The sequence below is a fragment of the Nocardiopsis sp. NPDC101807 genome, assembly GCF_044766605.1.
GTDB lineage: Bacteria > Actinomycetota > Actinomycetes > Streptosporangiales > Streptosporangiaceae > Nocardiopsis > Nocardiopsis tropica.
This window is the reverse complement of the sequence record NZ_JBIWMK010000002.1, coordinates 345,335-370,072: the sequence shown is the minus strand read 5'-3', so window position 1 is coordinate 370,072 and position 24,738 is coordinate 345,335. Positions and strand designations below refer to the sequence as shown.

The following is a 24,738-nucleotide window of genomic DNA, read 5'->3' as shown; positions in this document are numbered from 1 at the left end:
GCTGGGGCCCAAGCGCCGGGCATCTTTTTCCCCGTGGGCGTTTCGTCCGTCCCCCTGCCCCCGCGCCGCGTTCACCCTGTCGGTGACGGCCGACGGCGGCGTGCCGCCGAGGGGGGAGCGGGGATGACGAGAACGGACGGGCCCGGAGCCGGGGGCACGGGACGGGCGGACGGGGGAGCGGGCCTCGCACGGGTGACGCTGATCGCCGCCGCGGCGGCGATGGGCGGGTTCCTGTTCGGTTACGACAGCGCGGTCATCAACGGGGCCGTGGACGCCATCCAGCAGCGGTTCGGGGTGAACTCCGCCGTCCTGGGGTTCACCGTGGCCTCCACCCTGCTCGGCTCGGTGGTGGGCGCGGCGATCACCGGCTGGCTGGCCGACCGCAGGGGCCGGATCAGCACGATGCGGATCGCGGGCGTGCTGTTCGCCGTGAGCGCCCTGGGGATGGCGCTGCCCTTCTCCATCTGGGACCTCACCGCCTGGCGGGTGCTCAGCGGTGTGGCGATCGGCATCGCCTCGGTGATCGCGCCGACCTACATCGCGGAGGTGTCCCCGGCCGCCTACCGCGGCCGCCTGGCCTCCCTCCAGCAGCTGGCCATCGTCCTGGGCATCGCCGCCTCCCAGCTGGTCAACTACCTGCTGGCGGGTGTGGCGGGCGGCAGCGCGCACAACATGCTCGGACCGGTCCAGGCCTGGCAGTGGATGCTGGCGGCCGAACTCGTGCCCGCCCTGGTGTACCTCCTGGTCAGTCTGGTCATCCCCGAGTCCCCGCGCTTCCTGGTGCGGGTCGGCCGCGCCGACGAGGCCCGGGACGTCCTGGCCCGCGTGGAGGGCGGCGGAGACCGGCAGGTGGCCCGGCGGATCGCGGAGATCCGGGAGGCGCTGGGTTCGGAGAGGCCCACCCGGCTCCGTGACCTGCGCGGGCGGTTCGGCCTGCTGCCGATCGTGTGGGTCGGCATGGCGCTCTCGGCGTTCCAGCAGCTCGTCGGCATCAACGTGATCTTCTACTACTCCAGCTCCCTGTGGCAGTCCGTGGGGGTCCCCGAGGGGGACTCCCTCCTGCTGAGCCTGTTCACCTCGGTGATCAACATCGTCGGCACGGTCGTGGCGATCCTGCTGGTGGACCGGATCGGCCGCCGGCCCCTGCTGCTGGTGGGCTCCGCCGGCATGACGGTGACCCTGGCGGCGACCGCGTTCGCGTTCAGCCATGCCACGGTGGTGGGCGACACGGCGCAGTTGAGCTTCGGCTGGGGGGTGGTGGCGCTCACCGGTGCGAGCTCGTTCGTCCTCTTCTACGGCCTGTCGTGGGGTGTGGTCGTGTGGGTGCTGCTGGGGGAGATGTTCCCGCTGCGCATCAGGGCGGCGGCGATGGGCGTGGCCACCGCCACGCAGTGGCTGGCCAACTGGCTGGTCACCGTGAGTTTTCCGAGCCTGCGCGACTGGAACCTGAGCGGGTCGTACCTGATCTACACCGCCTTCGCGGCGATCTCGTTCTTCTTCGTCTGGAAGTGCGTGAAGGAGACCCGGGGCAAGACCCTGGAGGAGATGACCGGCTGACCCGGGCGCTGGAAGGCCGGGCTGTCAGCGCTCCAGGTCGATCTTGCGCTGGAGGAACTCCTCGCGGCCGATCTCGCCGCGCGCGTATCTCAGCCGCAGCTCCTCCTCCGCCGCGTCCGGGGCCTCGCGTCCGGGCGCGGTGGGGCGCTGCCTCCACTCCGCACGCGGGTGGTCGAAACGCGCGGAGCCCGACACGGTGGTCACCGCCCCGACGAGGAGGGCGCCCAGCGCCACCATGATGAGGATCACGGCCATGGCCATCACGTAGGACATCGTCCACTCCCTGTCCGGTGGAGGAGCCGCCTTCCACCTCTGACTACCTGTCTACCCGGACCCGCACCCCGCCACCAGGCCCCTCCCGTGCCTGTGGACGGAATCGCCCGCCGTTCCCGCGGGCCGTGGGCGCCGGGCCGCCCGGATCCCTCCCCGCCCGTTCGCCCCGGCCCCGCCTCCTGCGGCGGCCGTCGGAAGCGCGCCCCGTGCCCCGGCCCCCACCCCTGGGGCCCGGCGGAAGGGCCCCGTGACAGCCACGAGAGGGTCGGGCCGCGACCTGAGGTGTCAAAATGGGACAGAAAGGGCGGGATGCGCGTTCTCCTCGTGGAGCGGACCTGGAGCGGAGATCCCGGGAACCCCCGGCAGACCGGATGAGACCGGGACCGCCTAGACCCTCTACCTGCGGATTCCCTCTTGAGACTGCTGCTGATCGACAACCACGACTCCTACACGTACAACCTCGTCCACCTGGTGGCGCGCGTCCTCGGCGACACCCCCCTGGTCCTCGCCAACGACGACCCCCGCTGGGCCGCGTTCGACGCGTCCTCCGTGGACGCCGTCGTCGTCTCGCCCGGGCCGGGCCGCCCCCAGAACCCCCGCGACCTGGGCCGCGTCCCCCGCCTCCTGGAGGACGGGCGCCTTCCGGTCCTGGGCGTGTGCCTGGGCCACCAGGCCATCGCGCACCTGGCCGGAGCGGACGTGGTCTCCGCCCCCCAACCCCGCCACGGCCACCTGACGCGGGTCCGGCACACGGGCCGCGGCCTCTTCGCGGGCGTACCGCAGGACTTCACCGCCGTGCGCTACCACTCCCTGGCCGTCCCGGCCCCCCTGCCCGGGACCCTGGCCGCGACCGCCTGGGCGGAGGACGACGTGGTCATGGCGCTGGAGCACCGGAGCCTGCCCCGATGGGGGGTGCAGTTCCACCCCGAGTCGGTGGCCAGCGACTTCGGTGCGGACCTGGTCGCGAACTTCCTGGACATGGCCCGCGCACACCTGTCCGCGTCCCGCCCCGCACGGGCGTCGGCGGGGGTGCGCGCGTCCGCCGCCGGGGCCGCCCCCGCCCCTCCCGGAGCGGTGGACCCCCGGGCTCCCGAGGCGACCGCCCCCCGCCCGCCGGGCGCGCCGCGCACCCTCGAACTGCCGCGCGCGGTCGACACCGAGGCCGCCTTCTGCCACTTGTACGGCGACGCCGAGTACGCGTTCTGGCTGGACAGCTCCCGCCCCCAGGGGCCCGCCCGCTTCTCCTTCCTCGGCGCCGCCACCGGAGAGGTCCTCACCTACAGGGTCGGCGGCCCCGTCCGCGTGCGCGACGCCGACGGCGCCGAGCGCGACGAACCCGGGAACGTCTTCGACGCCCTCGACCGCAGGGTCGGACGCCCCGATCCCACCGGGGGCACCGCCCCCACGGGGCTGCCCTTCGACTTCACCGGCGGCTACGTGGGCTACCTGGGCTACGAGTGCAAGGCCGACACGGGGGGCGCCGCCGCGCACACGGCGTCCACCCCCGACGCCGTGTGGCTGCGCTGCGACCGCTTCGTCGCCGTGGACCACGTCCTCGGACGCACCTACGCCGTCTGCGCCGACGGGCTCCCCGACGGCGACGACTGGCTGGCCCGCACACTGGCCGCCCTGGACGGGCTCGCGCCGCCGGCCCCGCCCGCGCCCCCCGCCCCGGCGGAAGACCTGGCCCTCCTGCTGGAGCGCCCCCGGGAGGGCTATGTCAGCGACGTGAAGGAGTGCCTGGGACAGCTCACGGCGGGGGAGAGCTACGAGATCTGCCTGACCAACCGCGTCCGCAGGCCCGCCGACGGCGACGTCCTGGACTTCTACCGACGGATGCGCGCCGCCGGCCCCGCGCCCTACGCCGCCTTGCTGCGCCTGGGCGGCGTGAGCGTGCTCAGCGCCTCGCCCGAGCGGTTCCTGCGGGTGGACGCGGACCGCACCGCCGAGAGCCGGCCGATCAAGGGTACCGCGCCGCGCCACCCCGACCCGGACGCCGACGCGCGCGCGGCCGAGGAGCTGCGCACGGGGGCCAAGACCCGCGCCGAGAACCTGATGATCGTGGACCTGCTCCGCAACGACCTGGGAAGGGTGTGCGAGGTCGGCAGCGTGGAGGTGCCCGCGTTCATGTACACGGAGTCCTACGCGACCGTGCACCAGCTGGTGTCCACGGTACGCGGGAGGCTCCGTCCGGACGTGTCCACCGTCGACGCGGTGCGCGCCTGCTTCCCCGGGGGGTCGATGACCGGAGCTCCCAAGGTGCGCACCATGGAGATCATCGACCGCCTGGAGTCCTCGGCCCGCGGCGTCTACTCCGGCGCGCTGGGCTACCTGTCGCACACCGGTACCGCCGACCTGAACATCGTCATCCGCACGGCCGTGAGCGCCGACGGGGAGCTGACCATCGGGGCCGGGGGCGCGATCGTGCTGGACTCGGACCCGGAGGAGGAGTACGAGGAGATGCTGCTCAAGGCAGCCGTCCCCGCCCGCGGCCTCTGACCCGTGCCTCAGCCGTCGCCGCCGAGGCGGGCGAGCCGCGCCTCCAGCCCGTCCGGGACCCGCTGGAGGCCGTAGTCGAAACCGCTGTCGCGGATCTCCTCCAGGCTCCTGCCCTCCTGCGCGGCGTGTCCGGCACGCAGCCTCGGAAGGTTCCGGACCGGCTCCTCCGGGGGAGGGGCCCAGGGCCTCTACGCCGACCTGTTCGGGGAGCTGCTCCCCACCCCGGCCGGCTGCGCGTGCCCGACCGCTTCGCCCCTCCGGCGCGGCCTCCCGCCGTGGACACGGCCCGCTTCACCGGCGCCTACCGCCGTCCGGGGGGTCGTCATCACCGCCACCGGGGGCGGGGACGGCCTTCGCATGGTCTACGAGTTCGTGGACGGCATGAGCCGCTTCTCCTCGCCGCTGGAGGCGGACCTGGTTCCGGTGGAGGCGACGGCGGCGAAGACCGTGTTCGCGGCGTCCGTCGACGGCACCTCCTTCGGGGAGGAATGGCTGCCGGTGGTCCTCACGACGTCCGCCGACGGCACGCGGTACGCCTACGTCGGCATGCGGGCCGCGCCCGCGGTCGCCTGAGGGGCCCGTGCCCCGCCGGGGAGGGCGGCCGCCCCGGAAAACCGGTTGCCCCGGGACCCGTCGGGGCACCACCCTGAGCGGTCATGAACGCCCCCGACGCCCCGCGCCACCAGATCCGCGCCCTGCACACCGACACCACCGTCACCGTCTACCAGGCCTACACCCCCTCCATCGGGTTCCCCGCCGCCCAGGAGGGCCGCTTCCCCTCCTCCTGGAAGAGGGAGCGGATGACCTGGATCAAGCCGTCGTTCATGTGGATGATGTACCGCTGCGGGTGGGGGCTCAAGAAGGACCAGGAGACCGTGCTGGCGGTGGAGATCAGCCGCGAGGGGTTCGAGCTGGCACTGCGCGACGCGTGCCTGTCGCACTTCGAGCCCCGTGTGCACGCCGACCGGGAGACCTGGAGGCGCCGGCTGCGGGAGTCCTCCGCGCGCGTGCAGTGGGACCCCGAACGCGACCTGTTCCTGGCCCCGCTGGCCCACCGCTCCCTCCAGCTGGGGCTGTCCGGGCATGCCTCGCGGCGCTACGCCGACGAGTGGACCGTGTCCATCACCGACGTGACCCCGCTGGTCCGGCGGGTGCACGCGCTCGTCCGTGAGGGGGACACGGCCGCGGCCGCGGGCCTGCTCCCCGAGGAGCGCCCCTACCCGGTCGCGCCGGAGGCCCTGGACCACCTGCGTCCCGCAGGCTGAGGCCGCCGACCGCCGTACGCGCGCGGCGGCCCGCCGGGCGCCCCCAGGGGGGACCGCCCCCGGCGCACGAAAAAGGAGAGGGTTCTGGGAACTCCTCTCCACTCTCAACTTATAGCGCACCCGGGGGCTTGCGGCAAGACCCCCGTCGTGCTGCAGAATCGTCGTCCGTGACCAGCACCGACGACATGGGAGACGGCGTGAACAGCCTCACCACCAGTGCGTTCGACCTCCCCGAGCACCTCGCCGCCAAGGCCGACCCGGCCCTGATCGCCGACGACGAACGGCACTTCGCGTCCATCGCGCAGAGCCTGGAACAGTCGGTCTCCGAACTGTCCGCCCGCCTGGACGCCCGGCGCAGCGCGCCCGTCGGCAAGGGGAGGGAGGTCCTGGACCGGGACCTGGAGATCCACCGGATGGCCAACCGCCTGCGCGCCCTGCGCCGTTTCGGCCTGGACCTGTGCCTCGGGCACATCGTCGGCGCGGACGGATCCGATCCCGTCTACATCGGGCGGCTCGGCCTCACCGACGGCGAGGGGCGCCGCCTCCTGATCGACTGGCGCTCCCCGGCGGCGGAGCCGTTCTTCGCGGCCACCCACGCCGACCCGATGGGGCTGGCCAGCCGCCGCCGGTACCGGTGGACCCGCGGTCGGATCAGCGACTACTGGGACGAGGTGTTCACCGCCGACGGGTTCGAGGGGCACGCCGCCCTGGACGACCAGTCCGCCTTCATCGCCAGCCTGGGCGACAACCGGTCGTCCCGGATGAGGGACGTGCTCGGCACCATCCAGGCCGACCAGGACGCCATCATCCGCGCCGGGTCCCGCGGCGCCCTCGTCGTCGACGGTGGACCGGGCACGGGGAAGACCGTCGTCGCCCTGCACCGCACCGCCCACCTCCTGTACTCCGACCCGCGGCTCGGCCACCGCCGGGGCGGCGTGCTGTTCGTCGGCCCCCACCAGCCCTACCTGGCCTACGTCGCCGACGTCCTCCCCAGCCTCGGGGAGGAGGGCGTGCAGACCTGCACCCTGCGGGACCTCGTCCCGGAGGGCGCCTCGGCGGAGCCGGAGAAGGACCCCGGGGTCGCCGCGCTGAAGTCGTCGGCGGGCCTGGTCGACGCGATCGAGGCGGCCGTCAGGTTCTACGAGAGGCCGCCCGCCGAGGGGATGACGGTCTCCACGGACTGGTCCGAGGTCTGGTTGGGCGCCGACGACTGGGCCGAGGCGTTCTCGGCCCCCGGGCCGGGGACCCCGCACAACGAGGCGCGTGAGCAGATCTGGGAGGAGCTGGCGTCGATCGTGGCCGACAAGCACGACGACGAGGACGTCACCCCCGACCTCGTGCGCGGTTCGCTCATGCGGGACGAGGAGCTCGTCACGGCCCTCCAGCGCGCGTGGCCCGTGATCGAGCCGACCGACCTCGTCGGCGACCTGTGGTCCGTCCCCGCCTACCTGCGCCTGTGCGCGCCCTGGCTGGGCCCGGACGAGGTCCGCGGGCTCCAGCGGGAGGACGCCCAGGCCTGGACCGTGTCCGACCTGCCGCTCCTGGACGCGGCGCGCCGGCGCCTGGGCGACCCGGGGGCGTCACTGCGCGAACGCAGGCGCAGGGCCGCCGTCGCGGCCGAGCGCGAGCGCATGTCGGGCGTCATCGACAACCTGCTCGCGGCGGACGACGACGGCGAGGGCATCGTGACGATGCTGCACGGACGGGACCTCCAGGACACCCTGGTCGACGAGGCCGCCCTGCCCTCCTCGAACCCGGACCTGCTCGCCGGACCGTTCGCGCACATCGTCGTGGACGAGGCCCAGGAGCTGACCGACGCGGAGTGGCGCATGCTGCTGCTCCGCTGCCCCTCCCGGAGCTTCACCATCGTCGGGGACCGCGCCCAGGCCAGGCACGGGTTCACCGAGCCGTGGCGGGAACGGCTCGAACGGGTCGGGTTCGACCGGATCGAGATGGCCTCCCTGAGCATCAACTACCGGACGCCGGAGGAGGTCATGGCGGAGGCCGAGCCGGTCATCCGGACCGCGTTGCCGGACGCCAACGTGCCGACCTCGGTGCGCGCCGGCGGGATCCCCGTCACGCACGGACCCGTCGAGGACCTGGACCAGGTCCTCGACGCGTGGCTCGCCGGGAACGCGGAGGGGACCGCCTGCGTCATCGGCCATCCGGCGTTCCGGGCGACGTCGCGCGTGCGTTCCCTGACACCGCAGCTGGCGAAGGGGCTGGAGTTCGACCTGGTCGTCCTCGTCGACCCGCAGGAGTTCGGGGAGGGGATCGAGGGGGCGGTCGACCGCTACGTCGCCATGACCCGCGCGACGCAGCGCCTGGTCGTCCTCACCGGCGGCTGACGGCGGCCCGTACGGCGCGATCGGCGCCGGTTCCGGTCGCGGCGACCGGGTGCGCCCTCACGGGCGCGCCCGGCCCCGGGCCTTCCCCCGGGTGAGGAGTACGGCATGGACGGCGACGGTGTCGAGCGGGCGATCGAGGGGGAGCTGCGGCTGTCGGCCCCCGGGTGCGCGCGTCACGGCGCCTGGCGGGGGAGCTGCCGGACCCGGAGTTCACCGAGGTCGGCGGGTCGGGGAGGCGGTGGGACCGTCAGGCGATGCTGGCCGACCTGCCGACCATGGACGGGCCGGTTCCTGGTGAGGGCGGGCCGGTGCCCGCGAGCCTCGGCCAGGAGGAGACGGGTCCCCTCTTCCATCTCCTCGGGGCCGACGCCCGCCGAGTACGGCTTCTCCTCCAGGGACTCCCGGTCCTCCGGTGTGCGCTTGGCCGTGCCCATTCCTCCGGCTCGTCGGTGCATTCGGCGTGGAGCCGCTCGGCACGCGGGATCTGGGACCGGCGATGCAGGACAAGGGACCTTCCTCGTCGAGGCCCGTTGACTGCCAAGGCGCCGCGTGGAGCGTAGGAGACCAGTGACAACGCGTCCTGCCTGTGGCCGATCGGTCGGCGGGAGCCCCGGTGTCACGAGGCCGGGAACCCGGGCCGCACCCTTGACCCGGTGACCTGGATCACTTAAGTTCGCCTTCAGCACAGTTGTTCGCAAAACGTACATCCGTGGCCTGTCGTGAGTCCGGGCCCCGCCCCCGCCGGCCCCCGACCCCCGGTGCGGCGACCCCTCCCCGACCGCCGACCGACTCAGGAGACACAGATGCGCCGACAGTCGACCGCCCTCATCGGTATCGCCGTACTCGTCCTCGCCACGGCCTGCTCCGGCGGCGGTGGCGAAGGGGAGGGGGAGGGCGGTCTGCGCCGGATCACCGCGGGCGCCATCCCCATCGTGGACGTGGCGCCCCTCCACCTCGGCGTCGACCAGGGCTTCTTCGCCGACCGCGGCATCGACCTGGAGATCCAGCCCGGCTCGGGCGGAGCCGCCGCCATCCCCGGCGTCGTCAGCGGGAACTTCGAGTTCGCCTTCGGCAACACCGTCTCCCTCCTCGTCGCCCGTGACCAGGGGCTGCCCCTCAAGGTCTTCGCCAACGGCGTCTCCAGCAACGGGGAGCAGGGCGCGGACTTCAGCGCCGTGTTCGTCCGCGACGACAGCCCCGTGGAGACCGCCGCCGACCTGGAGGGCATGACGGTCGCCGCCAACAACCTCCTCAACATCGGCGACACCACCGTCCGGGAGTCCGTCCGCGAGGCCGGCGGCGACCCCTCCGACATCGAGTTCGTCGAGATGGCGTTCCCCGACATGGTCCCCGCCCTGGAGAACGGCCAGATCGACGCCGCCTGGCTCGTCGAGCCCTTCACCAGCGCCGCCCTCGACGCGGGCAACCGCGAGATCGCCTCCAACTTCGTGGACACCCACCCCGAGCTTTCCGTGGCCGCCTACTTCACCTCCGAGGAGATGCTGGCCCGGGAACCCGAACTCGTCGACGACGTCGAGGCCGCCCTCCAGGAGTCCTTCGCCTACGCCGAGGCCAACCCCGACGAGGTGCGCCGCATCCTCGGCGAGTACACCGAGATCGACGGGGCCGCCCTGACCGACATCCGCCTGCCCCGCTGGCCCGAGGCCGTCAACGAGGAGTCCGTGGGCGTCCTCGCCGACCTGATGCTGGAGGACGGCCTCATCGGGAGCGAGGCCGACCTGGCCGCCCTGTACCGCTGACCGGGCCTGCCGCCGCCGAGCCGCACCGACCGAGGAAAGGGGCGCCGTGTCCGACCGGACGAGGCCAACCGTGCGCGAGCAGACCCTGGGGGCCATGCGTGAGCTGGGGACGACTACGGTCTTCGCCAACCCCGGCTCCACCGAGGTCCCGTTCCTGGTGGACCTGCCCGATGACATCGACTTCGTCCTGGGACTGCACGAGGGTTCCGTGGTCGGCATGGCCACGGGCTGGGCCCTGGCCCGCGACCGGCCCGCGTTGGTGCTGCTGCACACCACCGCCGGCCTGGGCAACGCGGTCGGCGCACTGGCCACGGCCCGCGTCAACCGCGCGCCGCTCGTGGTCCTGGTCGGCCAGCAGGACCGCCGCCACCTGGAACACGAGCCCTTCCTGGCAGGACGGCTCGAAGGCCTCGCCGGGGACTACCCGGTGGCGGTCCACCGGCCTCCGCGCGCCCAGGACGTGCCCGCCGCGATCGTGCGCGCCCACCACGAGGCCTCGCACGGACGCGGACCCGTCCTGGTCGTCGTGTGCATGGACGACTGGGCGCATCCGGTGGACCCCGGGCAGCCCCGGGCCGCGGCGGTGCGGGTGGCCCGCCCCGCGCACGTGGCCCCCGACGACGGCGCGGCGGCCGAGGTCGCCGCGTTCCTGGACGGCGCCGCCCACCCCGCCCTGGTGGTGGGGGCCGGCGCCGACAGCGCGCCCGCGTGGGCAGCCCTGACCGCACTCGCCGAACGGCTGGGCGCCCCCGTCTACCAGGAGAGCTTCGGCGCCCGCGCCGGGTTCCCCCAGGACCACCCGCTGTTCGCCGGACACCTGCCCGCCGAGCGCTCCCGGCTGCGGGAGGCGCTGCGCGGCCACGACGCGGTGTTCACGGCGGGCGCCCCGGTCTTCCGCCAGTACATCTACGCGGACGGCCCCCTCGTGGACCCCGGCACCCGCCTGGCGATGGTCTCCGAGGACCCAGCGGAGGTCCACCGCGGCCCCGCGGGGATCGCCGTCGTCGCCCCCGTCGCGCCCTTCGCGGCGGTGGTCGCGGACCTGGTGCGCGAACGCCCCGCGTCACCGGCGCCCCGGCCCGCGGCGGCGCCCGAGGAGACGGCGCCTCCGGCGGAGGGCGAGCCGCTGCGCGCGGCCCACGTCCTGCGGGCGCTGGCCGAACGGATCGCACCGGACACGGTCGTGGTCGAGGAGACCCCCTCCAGCCGGCCCCAGCTGCACCGGCTGCTGCCCGCCCGCGCACCGCTGGGCTTCCTGTCGGCCGCCATGGGCGGGCTCGGCTTCGCGCTCCCCGCCGCCACCGGGGTCCGCATGGCCGCCCCCGGGCGCCCCGTGGTCGCGGTCGTCGGCGACGGGTCCGCGCTGTACCAGGTGCAGGCGCTGTGGAGCGCCCACCGCTACCGGGTCGGGGTCCTCTTCGTCGTCCTGGCCAACGGCCGCTACGCGATCATGGACCGCCTCGCCGAGCACAGGGGAGGCAAGCCGCCCTGGCCCGCGTTCGGCGAGGTCTCCCTGGCGGCCCTCGCCCGGGGGCTGGGCTGCCCGGCGGTGGAGGTCCGCGCCCACGGCGACCTCGTACGGGTCCTGGACGAGGTCGTCCCGGGGCTCGCCGACCGCGGCGAGCCGCTCGTCCTGGACGTGGCCGTGGCCCCGGATCCCACCTTCGCGCCCTGAGGGGGCCCGGGCCGGGGGGCACCGCGCGCACGCGTGGAGACCCGTGGCGGTCAGCCCCGGTCGAGGTCGAGGCGGTAGACGACGCTGGACCGGCCGGAGCCCTCGAACCGCCCCTCACCGGTCGCCCGCCACCCCGTGGACTCGTAGAGGGCGCGTGCGGCCGCGTTGTCGGGGAGGACCTCCAGGGTGACCGCGTCGGCCGCCCCCGACAGGCGGTCCAGGGTGGCGGCCAGGAGGCGGCGGCCCCATCCGCGCCCCTGGTGGTCGGGGTCCAGCGCGAGGAAGGCCAGGTACGCGGTGTGCGACGGGTCTCCTGCGGCGGGCGGGAGGCTCAGTGAGAACCCGGCCGGGGCGCAGCCCTCCTCGGGGCGCAGCACGAGGAGCAGGTGGGGCGGCGTGCCGAGCTTGCGCAGCACCCGGTCCCTGACGGCGGGGTCGGGCGCCGTCCCGTCGCGGTGGGCGAGGGCGCGCGTCCACAGGTCGGCGCAGGCGGCGTGCTCGTTCTCGGTGCCCGGGACGACGCCGGGCCCGGAACCGCGGTGGGGAGCGCTCATCCGCGTGATGCTAGCGGAGCCGCTCCCGTGGACACCGCCTCCCCGGGGGAGCCCGGGGACGGCCGCCCCGATCGGAGCCACGGTTCCGGGGAGGCCCCGGCCGGCCCGCCACGGTCCGCGGACGGGACCCGCCCGTCGGCCCGCCGACGGGTCCGGACCCGCCCGGCCGCGCCTGACCGGGGGCGGGCGGGCTCCGGGGCCCGGCCGTTTCCCGAAGACCCCTGCCGCACCACGGCCCCCGGGGCTCCGGACGGGTGCGCCCTCACCGCTCGGCGTCGCGCACGAGCAGGGCGATCTGGACCCGGTTGGCCAGGCCCAGTTTGGCCAGGGACCGGCTGACGTGGGCCTTGACCGTGGTCTCGGTCATCACCAGCTCCCGGGCGATCTCCGCGTTGGCCAGCCCCCGCGCCACGCCGTCGACGACGTCGCGCTCCCGGGCGGTGAGCCTCGCCAAACGGTCGCGTGCGTCGTGTCCTCCGGCCGGACGGGGTCCGGCGAAGGCGTCGGCCAACCGACGGGTCAGAGCCGGTGCGAGGATCGCGGTGCCGTCGGCCACCGCGCGGACCGCCGCTATCAGTTCACGGGGACCGCTGCCCTTGAGCAGGAACCCCGCAGCCCGCGCGCGCAGGGCACCGTACACGTATTCGTCCAGGTCGAACGTGGTCAGCATGACGACCTTGGGCGGATCGGGCTCGCGGTTGATCGCCTTGAGCGCCGCCACCCCGTTCATCCGGGGCATGCGGACGTCCATCAGGACCACGTCCGGCTGAAGGCCGCGTACGGCGGCGAGTGCCTCGGCGCCGTCCGAGACCTCGCCCACGACCTCCAGGTCGTCGGCCGTCTCGAGGATCATCCGCAGTCCGGTGCGGACCAGCGTCTCGTCGTCGGCGAGGAGGACCCGGATCACGTCGGCAGCCTCGCCCACACCCGGAACCCGCCCCGCGGGGTCGGCGCCGCCCGGAAGTCGCCGCCGAGCGCTTCGACGCGCTCGCGCAACCCGATGAGGCCTGTTCCGGCCCCGGGCAGGTCCAGGGGAGCCCGCTCGGGCGGTGTGTTCTCCACCGTGACCTCGACGGCTCCGGGCTCCCGGTGCACCGTCACGCGGGCCGCGGCGCCTCCCGCGTGCTTGTGCACGTTGGTCAGCGCCTCCTGCACGACCCGGTACACGGCGTGCTCCTCGACGGGGTCGACCGTGTCCGCTCCGCGCCCGTCCGGAACCTCCAGCTCGACCGGGACGCCCGCCGACCGTGACCGGTCGACGAGTTCCGCGAGGTCCGCGAGTGCGGGCAGGGGGCGCAGGAGGTCCGGGGCACCGGACGCGGCTTCCCCCGTCCGACCGAGCACCCCGAGCACATGGCGCAGTTGGAGGAGGGCGTCCTGGCCGGTCCGGCGGATCAGCTCCGCCTCCGCCGCGGTGGCCCCGTCGGACGCTCCGACCTCCAGAGCCCCGGCCCGCAGCACGATGAGCGACACCCGGTGCGCGACGACGTCGTGCATGTCGCGGGCGATGCGGGTCCGTTCCTCGGCACGGGCCTGCGCCGCCAGGGCGGACCGCTCACGTTCGAGCCGGTCGGCCCTCTCCACCAGCCCGGCCAGCACCTGGGCGCGAACGGCGGTCCACGCTCCCAAGGCCAGTGGCAGCCACACGAACAGGGGTGCGTTGCCGAGAGCCGAGGCCCAGTCCACCCCGGGCCGAGGCACCACGGACAGGACGGTCGTCCCCGCAGCGACCGCGGCGACGACCGGAGACCGGCCGTGGACCGCCACGAGGTAGAGGGCGACGGCGGTCACCGGCCCGGGGGCGCGGAACACGGCGTCCGCCGCTGCCAGCGCCACCAGCGGCCAGAGCGGGTGCGGAGCCGTCCGGGCAGCGGCTGCGGCCGCCGCACCGACCACCAGGGCCGCGGCGACGGGGGGCACCGAGGTGAACCCGGTGACCAGGGCGGCGTGGGACGGCGGGTGCAGCAGGGGGTAGAAGGCACCGCAGAACGCCCCCAGGGGGAGGGCGGCGGCCGCCGCCCCGCCGAGCACCCGGTCGACGCGGCCGAACCGAGGGCGGACACGGTACTCGACGCTCACTCGCCACACCCTAGCCGCAGCGCCGTCGCCCGCCACCGTCCGGTCACCAGCTGAGGAGGCGCGACCGCGTGTTCGCGGGCGCTCCGCTCGGCTCCGCCGCGCGGCCGGGCGCCGTCCCCCTCAGGACGCGGACCCCGAGCGGTGCGAACACCAGCCCGGCCGCTGCCGCTGCCACAGCGCAGTCCCACAGTGTCGCCTCCTTCAGCACCCCGCTCCAGAGCGCCCCCCACGACAGCAGCAGGAAGGCGCGGCCGGTGCCGAGCACCCCCGAGCGGTGGGCGCCGACCGCCAGCAGCAGCACCCCGGTGTACTGGCCGAAGTACGCGGTCACCGGCACACGCCAGGGGCCGTAGGAGAGATCGGCGTAGGCGGCGGTCACGGTCGCCGTCGCCGGGCCGAGGCCGAGCTCGTCCACCAGGGCGAAGGCAGCCGAGTCGACGCCCACCGCGTACATGCGGGCGAGCAGCCCGAGCGCGATCAGCGCGGCGCCCGTCGCGGCGAGGCGCGGAGACCCCGGGGCGGCCAGGCGCGCGAGGGCGGCGAACGCGAGGACCAGCAGCATGGTCCCCGAGGCGAACAGGGCCTGTGCGGCCGTGGCCACCAGGGGCGTCTCCGCGTAGGCGGCGAGCTGGGAGGCCGCCATGAAGGGTTGGGCCTCGAACGCGCGCAGCTCCGCGTCGGTGAAGGCGCCTCCGCGCAGGGCGAGGCAGCGCAGGGACAGGCCGGTGCACCACAGGAGCGGAGCGGCGACGAGCGCCGCGCCGCCGATGCGGCGGCCGGGGAAGCCGGAGAGGTCCGGCGCCCGGCCGGCCTCGGAGAACGTGGTCATGCGCCCAGCCTGGGGTGCGGCGGGCGCGGACACATCCTCCTTTCGTTACCGGAGCCGTCTCTTTGGTCGGGGGTCCGGCCGCTCCGGTCGGGAAGCCGGGTCCTGGGAGCGGGGCTCTGACTCCGCCCCGCGGGAGGGGGCGGTTCAGGCGTCGCGGGCGTCGTGCGCCTCGCGGTTGGCGAGCACGTCGTCCATGTGCGCTTCGGCCCAGGCCTTGACGGTGCGCACCGCCAGGTGCAGCGAGAGGCCGAGGTCGGTCAGCTCGTAGGTGACCGTGACGGGCACGGTCGGCACCGCGGTGCGGGTGAGGAGTCCGTCGCGTTCCAGCGATCGCAGCGTCTGGGTGAGCATCTTCTGGCTGACGCCCGCCAGCCGGCGCGACAGCTCGGAGTAGCGCATCGGCCGTGGCCCGCCGGGACCGTCCGAGCCCGGCTGGTGTGAGCCGTCCCCGCCCAGGGCGCACAGGATCAGCGTGACCCATTTGTCGGAGATGCGGTCGAGCAGTCGACGACTGGGACACGCCGCCAGGAAGGCGTCGTACTCGGCCTTGGCCAGTGCCCTCTTCTGGGCCGCCGTCCTCGTCGCCATCGCCTGCTCCCCTCACCCGTGGGTGACTTACGCACCCTGAAGTGCCTACTTCCCAGCAGGAAGTTGCCTTCCCATACTGATGCAAGGCGCCCACGGGCACCACCCCCGCACGCGACGAAAGGCACGAACATGAACACGCCCTCCATCCCCCTCCCCGGCGGCGCCTGGGCCCTGGGAGAGCTGTCCGTCTCCCGGTTCGGCTACGGGGCCATGCAGCTCGCCGGCCCCGGGGTCATGGGTCCGCCGGCCGACCGCGACGCCGCACTCGCCGTCCTGCGCGAGGCCGTCGACCTCGGGATCACGCACATCGACACCGCCGGCGCCTACGGGCCGCGCTTCACCAACCAGCTCATCCGGGAAGCACTGCACCCCTATCCTCCGGAGCTGCGCCTGGTGACCAAGGTCGGCGCCGACCGCGACCGGCACGGCGGCTGGCCCCCGGCCCGCGAGCCCGAGGACCTGCGCCGCGCCGTCCACGAGAACCTCGACGACCTCGGCCTCGACGTCCTGGACCTGGTCAACCTCCGACTCGGTGACGCCCGCGGGCCCCGTCCCGGCTCGCTCGCCGCACCCCTCGCGACCCTCGTCGAACTCCAGCAGCAGGGTCTGATCCGGCACCTGGGGGTGAGCAACGCGACGGCGGAGCAGGTCGCCGAGGCGCGCGCTGCGGCGCCGATCGTGTGCGTGCAGAACATGTACAACCTCGCCCACCGACAGGACGACGAGCTGATCGACGAGCTCGCCGGACAGGGCGTCGCCTACGTGCCCTTCTTCCCGCTCGGCGGCTTCAGTCCCCTGCAGTCCTCGTCGCTCTCCGCCGTGGCCGAGCGCCTGGACGCGACGCCGATGTCGGTCGCCCTGGCCTGGCTGCTCCAGCGGTCGCCGAACATCCTGCTCATCCCCGGGACCTCGTCGAGGGCGCACCTGCGCGAGAACGTCGCCGGCGCGGGACTCCGGCTCTCTCCCGAGGACATCGCCGAGCTGGACGGGATCGGCCGCTGACAGGGCCCCTCCGTCAGCGCGCCGGCGGGGGCCGCCGGAGGGACGCGTCCAACCGGCGGACGAGTTCCCCGACGCGCCCGCCGCCGGGCGGGGCGTCGGGGTAGCGCCCCAGGACGTCCACCACGACGGGGGTGGCGAGGCGTCCCAGCCGCGCGAGGTGGTCGTCGGCGGCGTCGGGGCCGTCCCCGGAGGAGAGCTCCAGTGCGTGGGCGGTGTACGCGGCCGACGCGAGGATGTGCTTGACCTGGGTCGCCTCGGCCAGGGGGTGGAGGAACGCCGCACCGCACGTGTTGGCGGCGGCGCGCGCGGCGGCGCTCGCCGCGCCCCGGCCCGCGTCGCGGGTCTCCTGGGCGGCGCGGTGCGCCGCCCACGCGTTGTCGCGGATCGCCTTGGTCCGCTCGGCCCCGTCCGCGAACGCCAGCGCGGCCTCGATCGCGGCCCGGGGGCGCCGGTCGCCGGGGCGTTCGCTCTCGAAGAGCGCCAGCGAGGGGCGGGCGCACGCCACCGCGAAGCCGGTGACCTCGCGGAGTTCGGCCCGGTCGAGTTCGATGGCCGTGGAGGCGTCCGCCATGGTGCCGCCCTTCTGCGGAGGGGAGGAGACACCTTGATCTTATCCGTGAAATACTGGTGTAGGCTTTGCCGCCGTTCACGCCTACGAGCAAGGAAAAACCCTCAAGACGCGGTGAGGACCCGGCGTCGGACGCAGGCGGTCAGGCGGGGACGGCGGTGGAGACGGCGGCGGTGGCGGCGAGCCTCTGGAGCTCCGCCTGGGCGGCGGCCACCGCCGGGTTGCGGCGCGAACCCTCCCGGACGCACGTGAGCATCTTGCGCGCCGGGACGTAGGGACCCTCCAGGAGCACCCGTGCGACGGGCAGGTCGGGGGAGAGGTCGGTCATGCGCGGGATGAGGGCCACCCCCAGATCGTGCGCGACGAGGCTGGCGACGGCGCCCCAGTTCAGGGCCTGGTGGGGACCGTCGGGGGTGAAACCGACCGCGGCGCAGGCGGTCACGGTGTGCGCGTGGCAGGTCGTGCCGGGGGTCGGCAGGATCCACGACTCGGCGGCGGTCTCGGCCAGCGCCACGCTCTCCCTCCCCGCGAGGCGGTGGCGGTCGGACACCACGAGGTCGAACACGTCGTCCAGGAGCGGGGTCTGGTCGAAACGGGCGTCGGTGCGGGGCGGCGCACCCGGTGCGGCCTCGATGACCGTCAGCTCGATCTCCCCCTGGAAGAGCAGGTCCAGGCACTCCCCGGGCTCGGCCTCCAGGACGCGCACGTCGAGCCGGGGGTGGCGGGCGGACAGGGTCGCGGCCATGGGGGCGAGCAGCCGTGACAGGGCCATGGGGAAGGCGGCCACCCGCAGGGGCCCGGAGGGCTCGGTGCCCAGACCGCGCATCTCGATCTCGGCCTGCTCCCACCGCGTGTGGATGGCGTCGGCGTGGTCGAGCAGGGTGCGGGCGGCGGGTGTGAGCCGCACGCCCCGTCCGTTGGGCTCCAGGAGCGTGACGCCGAGTTCCCGGCCCAGCTGGCGGATCTGCTGGGAGGCGGCGGAGGGGGTGAAGTGCAGGGCCCTGGCGGCGGCGGTCACCGTCCCGTAGTGGGCGACGGCCCGCAGGATACGGAGACGCCTGAGGTCGATCATGTACATGATTCTTCACATAACCATGCGGAAACTCAACCTGGACATTAACGGTCTCGGCCGTGAGGCTGGTGGGAGACCCCGATGGAGAAGGTGCGCGATGACGACTCTCTGCCCCCACTGCGGATGGCCCGACGACCAGCCGTTCCTGGTGGTGTCCCGACACGCCACCGGCCTCGGCCTGACGGTGTGGGTGCGGTGCGCCTGCGGTTCCGTGCAGGTGCGCGAGGTCGGCCCGGCCGGGACACGGATCGTCTCGCGGGGGCGTCCGGCGCTGGGGCGGCCGTCCGGTCAGAACTGTCCGGGGTGAGGTCCTTCGCGGCTGTTCGGGGAGGTTCGGGTCCCCGTCCACAGGGCGGTACGGACATCGTTTCCGACGGGCGGTCCGCGATACGGTTATGGCCATGGGGAACACACCGGCACGGCCGTCCACGTCGGCAGAGGACTACGTGAAGGTCGTCTACGACCTACAGGAGCGCGGCACCGGCCCGGTGACGATCTCCGGGATGGCCGAACGCCTGTCGGTGTCCAACTCCTCGGTCTCGGGGATGCTCCGCAAGCTCACCGAGCTCGGCCTGGTCGAGCACCGGCGCTACGGCGCCGTCAACCTCACCGAGGCCGGGACCAGGGCCGCGCTGTCGGTGCTGCGCCGCCACCGCCTCCTGGAGACCTACCTGGTCGCCGAGCTGGGCTACTCGTGGGACGAGGTCCACGACGAGGCCGAGATCCTCGAACACGTCGTGTCGGACAAGTTCGTCGACCGTATCGCCGCCCACCTGGGCAACCCCGTGGTGGACCCCCACGGCGACCCCATCCCCACCCGCGACGGGCACATCGTCGAGCGCGAGTCCGTGCTGCTGTCCAACGCCGACGAGGGCGTCAGCGGCGTCATCGTGCGGGTCAACGACACCGACCCCGAACTGCTCCGCTACCTCGCCGACATCGAGATCGGCATCGGGATGAACGTGGAGGTGGTCGAGCGCCAGCCCTTCGCGGGATCCCTCCAGATCGCGGTACGCCCCGGCGAGGGCGCCCCCGAGCGCTCCCAGGCCCTCGGCCTCGTGGCCGCCGAGGCACTGTGGATCAGCCCCGAGACCAAGTAGCGGCCGGGCCGGGCGCCCCGCGCCCCACCGCGCGGCCGTCACGGCGCCCCGGTCGCGCCCGGCGCCGGCGACCGGGCGACGGTTCCGCGCGTCCGGAGGACGCCAACGGGTAGGGAACCGGTCACCGATCGCCGGACGAGAGGACACCGGGCATGGGCGAGGGCGGATCCGGGAACCGCACGACGGACAAGGTCGACGTCCGCCTGGGCAAGGTCGAGAGCACCCTGCTGTGGACCGTCCACCACAAGGTCCTCGACTTCCGCAACGCCGAACCGGTCCTCGGCGACGTGTGGGCCGTGGATGTGATGGACCGCCTGGAGTTCGACCGGCGCCACCTCCGTGGCACCTCGGGGGACCGCTACATGGTCCTGCTGCGCGCCCGCCGCATCGACGCGTGGGTGCGCGAGTGGATCGCGGCGAACCCCGGGGGGACCGTCCTCCAGCTGGCCTGCGGGCTGGACGCCCGCGCCCTGCGCGTCGGCGCCCCCGAGCGGGGCCGCTGGATCGACACGGACCTTCCCGACGTCGTCGCCCTGCGCCGCAGGGTCCTGCCCGAGCCCCCGCGCTACCGGCTCCTCGCCGGCTCGGCGACCGAGTCCGACTGGCTGGAGGAGGTCCCGGACGACGCGCCCGTCCTGGTGGTCGCCGAGGGCCTGGTGGAGTACCTGCGGCCGGAGGAGACCCATGCCCTGCTCGGCCGCCTCCTGGCGTGCTTCCCCGGCGGGGGCGAGATGGTGTTCGACGTCGTGTCCCCCGGGGTGGGCCGCCTGGCCGGGGTGTTCGGCTGGCAGATGTACGGTCTGGAGGACCCCCGTCTTCCGGAGCGCTGGTATCCGGGGCTGTCGCTGACCGGCGACTACGAGGTGGTCGGGGACCACGCCTCCGTGCCCGAGCAGCCCTTCCGCTCCCTGTACCGGGTGCTGTCCCGGTGGCCGTGGGCCCGGGGGATGATGCGGGTGCTGCGCTTCCGCTTCTGAGCGGGCGGGCGCGGGTTCCGGTCGGACGGACCGGGGCCGCTGCCCCCGTCGAGGGCCCCGGGGGGCGCGGACCCCGGCCCTGCCTCCGGGGACCCGGCGCCGCGCCCCGCCTCCTCCGCCGGTACGCCGTGTGCGGGGCCCGGTCGGATCGTCGGCCCTCCCTGCTAGAACCGAGGGGTCCCGCCCCTCCCACGAGATGGCCTCCGATGCACCCCACCCTGAACCTCCCCCCGGTCACCGACGGAACCCCCGTGTCCGGGACCCTGATCGTGCGCACCCACTACGCCGACGACGGCGCCTGGGCGGACGTGCGCTCCCGCCTGGGCGACCTGCCCGGCGCGTACCCGCCCGGACCGGGACCGGTGAGCGCGCAGGAAGCCGCGATCCTGGAGAAGAACCCCAAACACCTGGTCGTGGTGGACGACCCCGCCTGGAACGGAGCAGGTCCCGACGAGGTCCGCGCCGCCCTGCACCGCGCCGGGACGTGGGCCCCCGGTCTGGTCCTGCTCGCCGACGGGGCGACCATGGCCGACGCGCGCCTGCGCCCCCTGCTGGCCCTCCGGGAAGGGGAGGACTCCTACCGGATCGGCCCGCGCGCCGCGGCCGTGTTCCACCTGCTGGTCCAGGCGCTCGACGAGGATTTCGCGGACGGTTTCGCGGAGGACCAGGACGCCTCCCCGGAGCCCGACGACGTCTTCGGGGCCCGCATGGAGCTCTCGGCCCACACGGTCCCGTACCGGGCGCCGGACACGCGCATGGAACTGCTGCCCCGCACCGAGGACGCGCTGATCGTCCGCACCGACCACACCGACGACGCGGTCTGGGAGGCCGTGGTCGCGGAGGTCCGCGCCCCTGTGCCGGACGGCGCCTTCCGCCAGGAGGGGGAGGAGGAAGAGTTCTACCGCGCCTACGTGGACGTCCTCGACGACCCCCGGTACGCGGGCGCCACCACGGAGCAGGTCCTCTCCCTGGTCCCGCGGGACTACGAGCACACCTTCCTGATCATCGCCGACAGGACGACCATGGGCGACCCGAGGCACCCGCTCCTGCTCGTGGACCTGTACGACGAGCCCGGCCTGTCCTTCCGCGCCGCCCCCGCCGCGATCCAGGCGATCGAGAACAACCTGTCCATCTCCAACATGGACTTCTCCGACTTCTGCGTCGACGAGGGATACATCCAGTACTGGGACTCCGGGGAGGCGCTCACCGACGAGCAGACGAGGTTGTGAGAGGGGGGCGCGGGGGTGACGGTCGTCGTCCCGCCGATCCGAAAACCGGTGGACACGGGGCGTGCCGGGCGCTGTGATGGCCCCGATGCCCGCCGGACGCAGCGGGCCGACGACTGGAGCCGCCCTTGACGACCGGCACGCCCCCGGACCCCCGACCCTTCATCGACACCGCGCTCGTCCGGCGCCTGGTCGACACCCAGTTCCCCCAGTGGTCCGCGCTACCGCTCAGGCCGTTCGGCCCGGCCGGCTCGGACCACGTCATCCACCGCCTGGGCGAGGAGCTCTCGGTCCGGCTGCCACGCCACGCCGGCGCCCGAGGCCAGGCCCGCAAGGAGTTCGCGTGGCTGCCCCGGCTCGCCCCGCACCTGCCCCTGGCCGTGCCGGCGCCCGTGGCGGTGGGCGAACCCGACCTCGGCTACCCGTGGCCGTGGGCGGTGTCGCGCTGGATGGACGGCGAGGTGGCGACCGTCGAGGCGCTGGGGGACTCCCGCGGCGCCGCTATCGAACTGGCCGGGTTCCTGACCGCCCTTCAGCGGTTCGCGCCCGAGGGGGATCCGGCCGGGGCCGCGGACGCGACGGCCGAGGACAGGTCGTTGGCCGCACGGGACCGGCAGACGCGGGCCGCCATCGCGGAGGTCGGCGGCGTGTTCGACGCCGCGGCCATGACCGGGCTGTGGGAGGCGGCGCTCGGCGCTCCCGGATGGGACCGGCCGCCCGTCTGGTTCCACGGCGACTTCCACACCGGCAACCTGCTGATGGACGGCGGCCGCCTCAGCGCGGTCATCGACTTCGGCGAACTGGGGGTCGGGGACCCGGCGTGCGACCTGACCATCGCCTTCACCCTGATGTCGACCGGGAGCCGGGCCGCCTTCCGCGCCGCGCTCGGTGTGGACGAGGCCACCTGGACCCGGGGGCGGGGCTGGGCGCTGGCCTCGGGTCTGAGCGCCTACACCGCCTACGCGGCGCACGACGCGCGGGTCGCCGAGCAGACCACCCGCCAGATCAACGGGGCCCTCGCCGGGTAGGCGCTCTCCTCCGGCCGGGCGCGGATCCGGGCGCAGCAGGAACCTGGATGCGGGGGAGCGGGAGGACTGCTCCAGAAGCTCCGAGCAGGTCACGGTCACGCGGAGACCACGTCCACGATCCGGTCGGCCCTCACCGGCGGCTGTTCAGGGTTGCGCCGGGTCGGCCGCACCTCGGACGGCCCGGGTATGGAGCCGACCGGCCACGCGCAGGCGGCGCAAGGGCCAGCCGCGGCCCAGGGGGTCCAGACCGCGTGTCGCCCCGGTGAAGAGCTCCGCCGCCCGCCGGTGCGAGAGGCGTCCCCGGCCGGTGAAGACACACCCCTGCCCCGGTCCGGAGGCACGAACGCGACGTTCGGTGAGAAAGACCGGCCCCTGGACACGGCCCAGTGTCACCAGGGCGAGCAGGCGGGCCGAGTCCTGCCCCCAGCAGATGTCCGGGGACCAGTGGGAGCGCCGGCCGACATGGTCGATCTCGGGAACACTGAGCGAGAGAAGACGTCCGACCGGCGCGGCGGTTTCGTACACCAAGCGCCACAGGGTCTGTTCACGCAACCCCGCGGGCAGCGCGAACACGGACCGCACCTGTCGAGGGCTCAACGGGCGCTCCGGTGCGGGCACCGCAGGCCCGTGAAGACCACGGGTGGGATCGTGTCGGATCCACCCCTGGGAACACCACCACGAGACCGCTCCGCGCAGGATCGACAGTTCCCGCTGCAGGGTCCTCGGCCGTGTCCGCATCGCACGATCGGCCGCAGCGGCACGCAGGCGTCCGGCGCTCCGCGGGTCTTCGAGCACGGTCAGTGCGACGGTCGGCACCGGGGCTCCCGGTCGCTCCGCGTCCGCGGGAGGAGGTTCTCCGATCAGGGGCCAGGCCCACGTGGCGAGCGCGATCCGGTAGACGCGGCGGGAGCCGTCGCCCAGGCGAAGCAGGGAGAGGTAGCGCTCCACTGCGGCGCCGTATTCCACCGGCGCCGTGGTGAACGGGGCCTCCTTCGCGTCGGTCATGAACAGATCATGCCAGGGCGTCCGAGGAGAAGTTGACGCGGTAAATGGAACCCACCTCGGCCTCCCGTGCCGTTGCCGTTCCGGGGAGGTGTTCCGCACCATGACGTGTATGAACGAATTCGCCTCCGACTACGCACTTCTCGCCCTGCGCCTCGCCCGGCTGCTCGACAAGCACCATCCGGGAACATGGATCCTCGACTACCGGGGACCCGCCCGGTGGAGAGAGCAGGTCGCGGCCGAACCGGAGCCGCTCGCGGAGGAAGTGGTGGTCGCGGCCGACGCGCTCGCGGCCGAGGCCGCGTCGTGGGAGGGCCCACGGGCTGCCTGGATGCGTGAGCAGGTGGGAGCACTGGCCGCAGCGGCCCGGCGTCTCACGGGAAAGACGGGGGCACTGCGTGAACGTGTACGCGGCGGGCTCGGTCTGGAGGTCGGCTGGATCGCCGAAGAGCGGTTCGAGGAGGCCTACGAACTGCTGGACCGGGGACTCCCGAGGAGCGGTGGAACGCTGCGTGAGCGACTGGTCGGCTGGCGCGCCGCCCACAGCATCGTGCCCGCGCGATCCCCGCACTTCTCCGCCATGGTGCGGGCGGCGATCACGGAGAGCATCGAGCGCACCCGGGCTCTGGTCGAGCTGCCCCCGCAGGTCCGCGTGGACTGTGAACTGGCACCTGGCCCGTTCAGGGGCCTGCACCGTGGCGGATCGCGGGGCACCGTCCTGGTCGACGGGGACCTGCCCTTCAACACGGCGGATCTGCTCTACGTGGTGACCCACGAGGCCTTTCCGGGGCATATCGCAGAGTTCATGCTCAAGGAGGCACTTCTGTCCGATCACCCCGAGCTCGGCGTTCGTTTCATGCCCGCACCGTCCTATGTCCTCAGCGAGGGTCTGGGACTGCACGCCCAGCAGATCGTCTTCCCCCGGGACGAGGCACAGAAGTGGCTCGTGGACAATATCGAGGGTTTCACCCACGACGGGAGCGATCACGCCGACATCCACCGTGCCCGCAACATCCTCTGGGGTTCGTGGTGCAACGCCGCCCTGCTGGCCGATGAGGGTGGATCACCGAGCCGGGTCCGCGCCTACCTGGCGGAGCACGCACTGCTCGACGACGACGAGCTCTCCGTCGCGCCGGATTTCCTCGGCGAGTACATCTTCGCCTACTACCACGGGTGGCGGCTCCTGGAGCATCGCGTGCAGGACCCCGCCTTCGTACGGCGCCTCCTGACGGAACAGGTCAGCCTGGGCGAGGTCCTCCAGGAGGAAGGAGACGCACTTTCCGAAGCCCGGCCCGGGGCGGTCGTCCCCGAGCAACGGGAGCGGTTGCTGTGACCG

The 24,738-nt window shown here is 73.9% G+C and carries 24 protein-coding genes; 14 read left to right on the top strand and 10 right to left on the bottom strand.

Going from position 1 to position 24,738, the window contains the following annotated elements:
• The first annotated feature begins 123 nt into the window (after positions 1–123).
• Positions 124–1,557, top strand: a complete 1,434-nt coding sequence (locus tag ACIRPH_RS06805) for a sugar porter family MFS transporter (RefSeq protein WP_402910280.1) — start codon at positions 124–126, stop codon at positions 1,555–1,557.
• Between the two features lie 24 nt (positions 1,558–1,581).
• Here ACIRPH_RS06805 and ACIRPH_RS06800 read toward each other — a convergent pair whose 3' ends face one another.
• Positions 1,582–1,830, bottom strand: coding sequence for an SHOCT domain-containing protein (locus tag ACIRPH_RS06800; protein ID WP_402910278.1), 249 nt, complete (start codon positions 1,828–1,830; stop codon positions 1,582–1,584).
• A gap of 414 nt (positions 1,831–2,244) precedes the next feature.
• Between ACIRPH_RS06800 and pabB the strand changes: the two genes are divergently transcribed.
• The 4 genes from pabB (at position 2,245) to helR (ending at position 7,942) form a co-directional block, all read left to right on the top strand.
• Positions 2,245–4,329, top strand: coding sequence for an aminodeoxychorismate synthase component I (gene pabB / locus ACIRPH_RS06795; RefSeq protein ID WP_402910276.1), 2,085 nt, complete (start codon positions 2,245–2,247; stop codon positions 4,327–4,329).
• Between the two features lie 357 nt (positions 4,330–4,686).
• Positions 4,687–4,902 carry a hypothetical protein gene (locus tag ACIRPH_RS06790; protein ID WP_402910273.1) on the top strand — a complete coding sequence of 72 codons (216 nt, stop codon included), beginning with the start codon at positions 4,687–4,689 and terminating at the stop codon, positions 4,900–4,902.
• A gap of 83 nt (positions 4,903–4,985) precedes the next feature.
• Complete coding sequence (locus ACIRPH_RS06785) at positions 4,986–5,594, top strand: DUF4291 domain-containing protein (RefSeq protein WP_402910271.1); 609 nt, start codon at positions 4,986–4,988, stop codon at positions 5,592–5,594.
• Positions 5,595–5,779: 185 nt separating this feature from the next.
• Complete coding sequence (helR, locus tag ACIRPH_RS06780; protein WP_402911625.1) at positions 5,780–7,942, top strand: RNA polymerase recycling motor ATPase HelR; 2,163 nt, start codon at positions 5,780–5,782, stop codon at positions 7,940–7,942.
• Between the two features lie 173 nt (positions 7,943–8,115).
• On the opposite strand, the gene ACIRPH_RS06775 is transcribed toward helR, so the two are convergent.
• On the bottom strand, positions 8,116–8,376 hold the full coding sequence (locus ACIRPH_RS06775; protein WP_402910268.1) for a hypothetical protein: 261 nt from the start codon (positions 8,374–8,376) through the stop codon (positions 8,116–8,118).
• A 369-nt stretch (positions 8,377–8,745) separates the two neighbouring features.
• On the opposite strand from ACIRPH_RS06775, the gene ACIRPH_RS06770 reads away from it, so the two are divergent.
• Positions 8,746–9,702 carry an ABC transporter substrate-binding protein gene (locus ACIRPH_RS06770; RefSeq protein ID WP_402910266.1) on the top strand — a complete coding sequence of 319 codons (957 nt, stop codon included), beginning with the start codon at positions 8,746–8,748 and terminating at the stop codon, positions 9,700–9,702.
• A gap of 70 nt (positions 9,703–9,772) precedes the next feature.
• Positions 9,773–11,377, top strand: coding sequence for a thiamine pyrophosphate-dependent enzyme (locus ACIRPH_RS06765; RefSeq protein ID WP_402910263.1), 1,605 nt, complete (start codon positions 9,773–9,775; stop codon positions 11,375–11,377).
• A gap of 50 nt (positions 11,378–11,427) precedes the next feature.
• On the opposite strand, the gene ACIRPH_RS06760 is transcribed toward ACIRPH_RS06765, so the two are convergent.
• The 5 genes from ACIRPH_RS06760 to ACIRPH_RS06740 form a co-directional block, all read right to left on the bottom strand.
• The gene (locus ACIRPH_RS06760) at positions 11,428–11,931 is read right to left on the bottom strand and encodes a GNAT family N-acetyltransferase (RefSeq protein ID WP_402910261.1); all 504 of its coding nucleotides are present in this window, start codon (positions 11,929–11,931) and stop codon (positions 11,428–11,430) included.
• A 262-nt stretch (positions 11,932–12,193) separates the two neighbouring features.
• Positions 12,194–12,838: a response regulator gene (locus ACIRPH_RS06755; RefSeq protein WP_402910259.1), complete on the bottom strand. Its 645-nt coding sequence runs from the start codon at positions 12,836–12,838 to the stop codon at positions 12,194–12,196.
• The gene (locus ACIRPH_RS06750) at positions 12,835–14,010 is read right to left on the bottom strand and encodes a sensor histidine kinase (protein ID WP_402910257.1); all 1,176 of its coding nucleotides are present in this window, start codon (positions 14,008–14,010) and stop codon (positions 12,835–12,837) included. The genes ACIRPH_RS06755 and ACIRPH_RS06750 overlap by 4 nt, the downstream gene beginning before the upstream one ends.
• A 43-nt stretch (positions 14,011–14,053) precedes the next feature.
• Positions 14,054–14,839, bottom strand: a complete 786-nt coding sequence (locus ACIRPH_RS06745) for a hypothetical protein (protein ID WP_402910255.1) — start codon at positions 14,837–14,839, stop codon at positions 14,054–14,056.
• Positions 14,840–14,983: 144 nt separating this feature from the next.
• Positions 14,984–15,427: a winged helix-turn-helix transcriptional regulator gene (locus tag ACIRPH_RS06740; RefSeq protein WP_402910253.1), complete on the bottom strand. Its 444-nt coding sequence runs from the start codon at positions 15,425–15,427 to the stop codon at positions 14,984–14,986.
• Between the two features lie 129 nt (positions 15,428–15,556).
• Between ACIRPH_RS06740 and ACIRPH_RS06735 the strand changes: the two genes are divergently transcribed.
• Positions 15,557–16,429 (top strand): oxidoreductase, encoded by an 873-nt coding sequence (locus tag ACIRPH_RS06735; RefSeq protein ID WP_402910251.1) that lies wholly within the window; start codon positions 15,557–15,559, stop codon positions 16,427–16,429.
• Positions 16,430–16,442: 13 nt separating this feature from the next.
• On the opposite strand, the gene ACIRPH_RS06730 is transcribed toward ACIRPH_RS06735, so the two are convergent.
• Positions 16,443–17,000 (bottom strand): putative immunity protein, encoded by a 558-nt coding sequence (locus ACIRPH_RS06730; RefSeq protein WP_402910249.1) that lies wholly within the window; start codon positions 16,998–17,000, stop codon positions 16,443–16,445.
• 139 nt (positions 17,001–17,139) lie between these two features.
• Positions 17,140–18,069 (bottom strand): LysR family transcriptional regulator, encoded by a 930-nt coding sequence (locus ACIRPH_RS06725; RefSeq protein WP_402910247.1) that lies wholly within the window; start codon positions 18,067–18,069, stop codon positions 17,140–17,142.
• 97 nt (positions 18,070–18,166) lie between these two features.
• Between ACIRPH_RS06725 and ACIRPH_RS06720 the strand changes: the two genes are divergently transcribed.
• From ACIRPH_RS06720 to ACIRPH_RS06700, 5 genes are all read left to right on the top strand, one after another.
• Positions 18,167–18,376 carry a hypothetical protein gene (locus tag ACIRPH_RS06720; protein WP_402910245.1) on the top strand — a complete coding sequence of 70 codons (210 nt, stop codon included), beginning with the start codon at positions 18,167–18,169 and terminating at the stop codon, positions 18,374–18,376.
• Between the two features lie 94 nt (positions 18,377–18,470).
• Positions 18,471–19,169: a metal-dependent transcriptional regulator gene (locus ACIRPH_RS06715; RefSeq protein ID WP_402910243.1), complete on the top strand. Its 699-nt coding sequence runs from the start codon at positions 18,471–18,473 to the stop codon at positions 19,167–19,169.
• Between the two features lie 152 nt (positions 19,170–19,321).
• Complete coding sequence (locus ACIRPH_RS06710) at positions 19,322–20,146, top strand: class I SAM-dependent methyltransferase (protein ID WP_402910241.1); 825 nt, start codon at positions 19,322–19,324, stop codon at positions 20,144–20,146.
• A gap of 206 nt (positions 20,147–20,352) precedes the next feature.
• Positions 20,353–21,375 carry a DUF6924 domain-containing protein gene (locus tag ACIRPH_RS06705; protein WP_402910239.1) on the top strand — a complete coding sequence of 341 codons (1,023 nt, stop codon included), beginning with the start codon at positions 20,353–20,355 and terminating at the stop codon, positions 21,373–21,375.
• 125 nt (positions 21,376–21,500) lie between these two features.
• Positions 21,501–22,400: an aminoglycoside phosphotransferase family protein gene (locus tag ACIRPH_RS06700; RefSeq protein WP_402910237.1), complete on the top strand. Its 900-nt coding sequence runs from the start codon at positions 21,501–21,503 to the stop codon at positions 22,398–22,400.
• 144 nt (positions 22,401–22,544) lie between these two features.
• Here ACIRPH_RS06700 and ACIRPH_RS06695 read toward each other — a convergent pair whose 3' ends face one another.
• Positions 22,545–23,405, bottom strand: coding sequence for a hypothetical protein (locus ACIRPH_RS06695; RefSeq protein ID WP_402910235.1), 861 nt, complete (start codon positions 23,403–23,405; stop codon positions 22,545–22,547).
• A gap of 109 nt (positions 23,406–23,514) precedes the next feature.
• On the opposite strand from ACIRPH_RS06695, the gene ACIRPH_RS06690 reads away from it, so the two are divergent.
• Positions 23,515–24,735, top strand: a complete 1,221-nt coding sequence (locus tag ACIRPH_RS06690; protein WP_402910233.1) for a hypothetical protein — start codon at positions 23,515–23,517, stop codon at positions 24,733–24,735.
• Positions 24,736–24,738 lie beyond the last annotated feature (3 nt).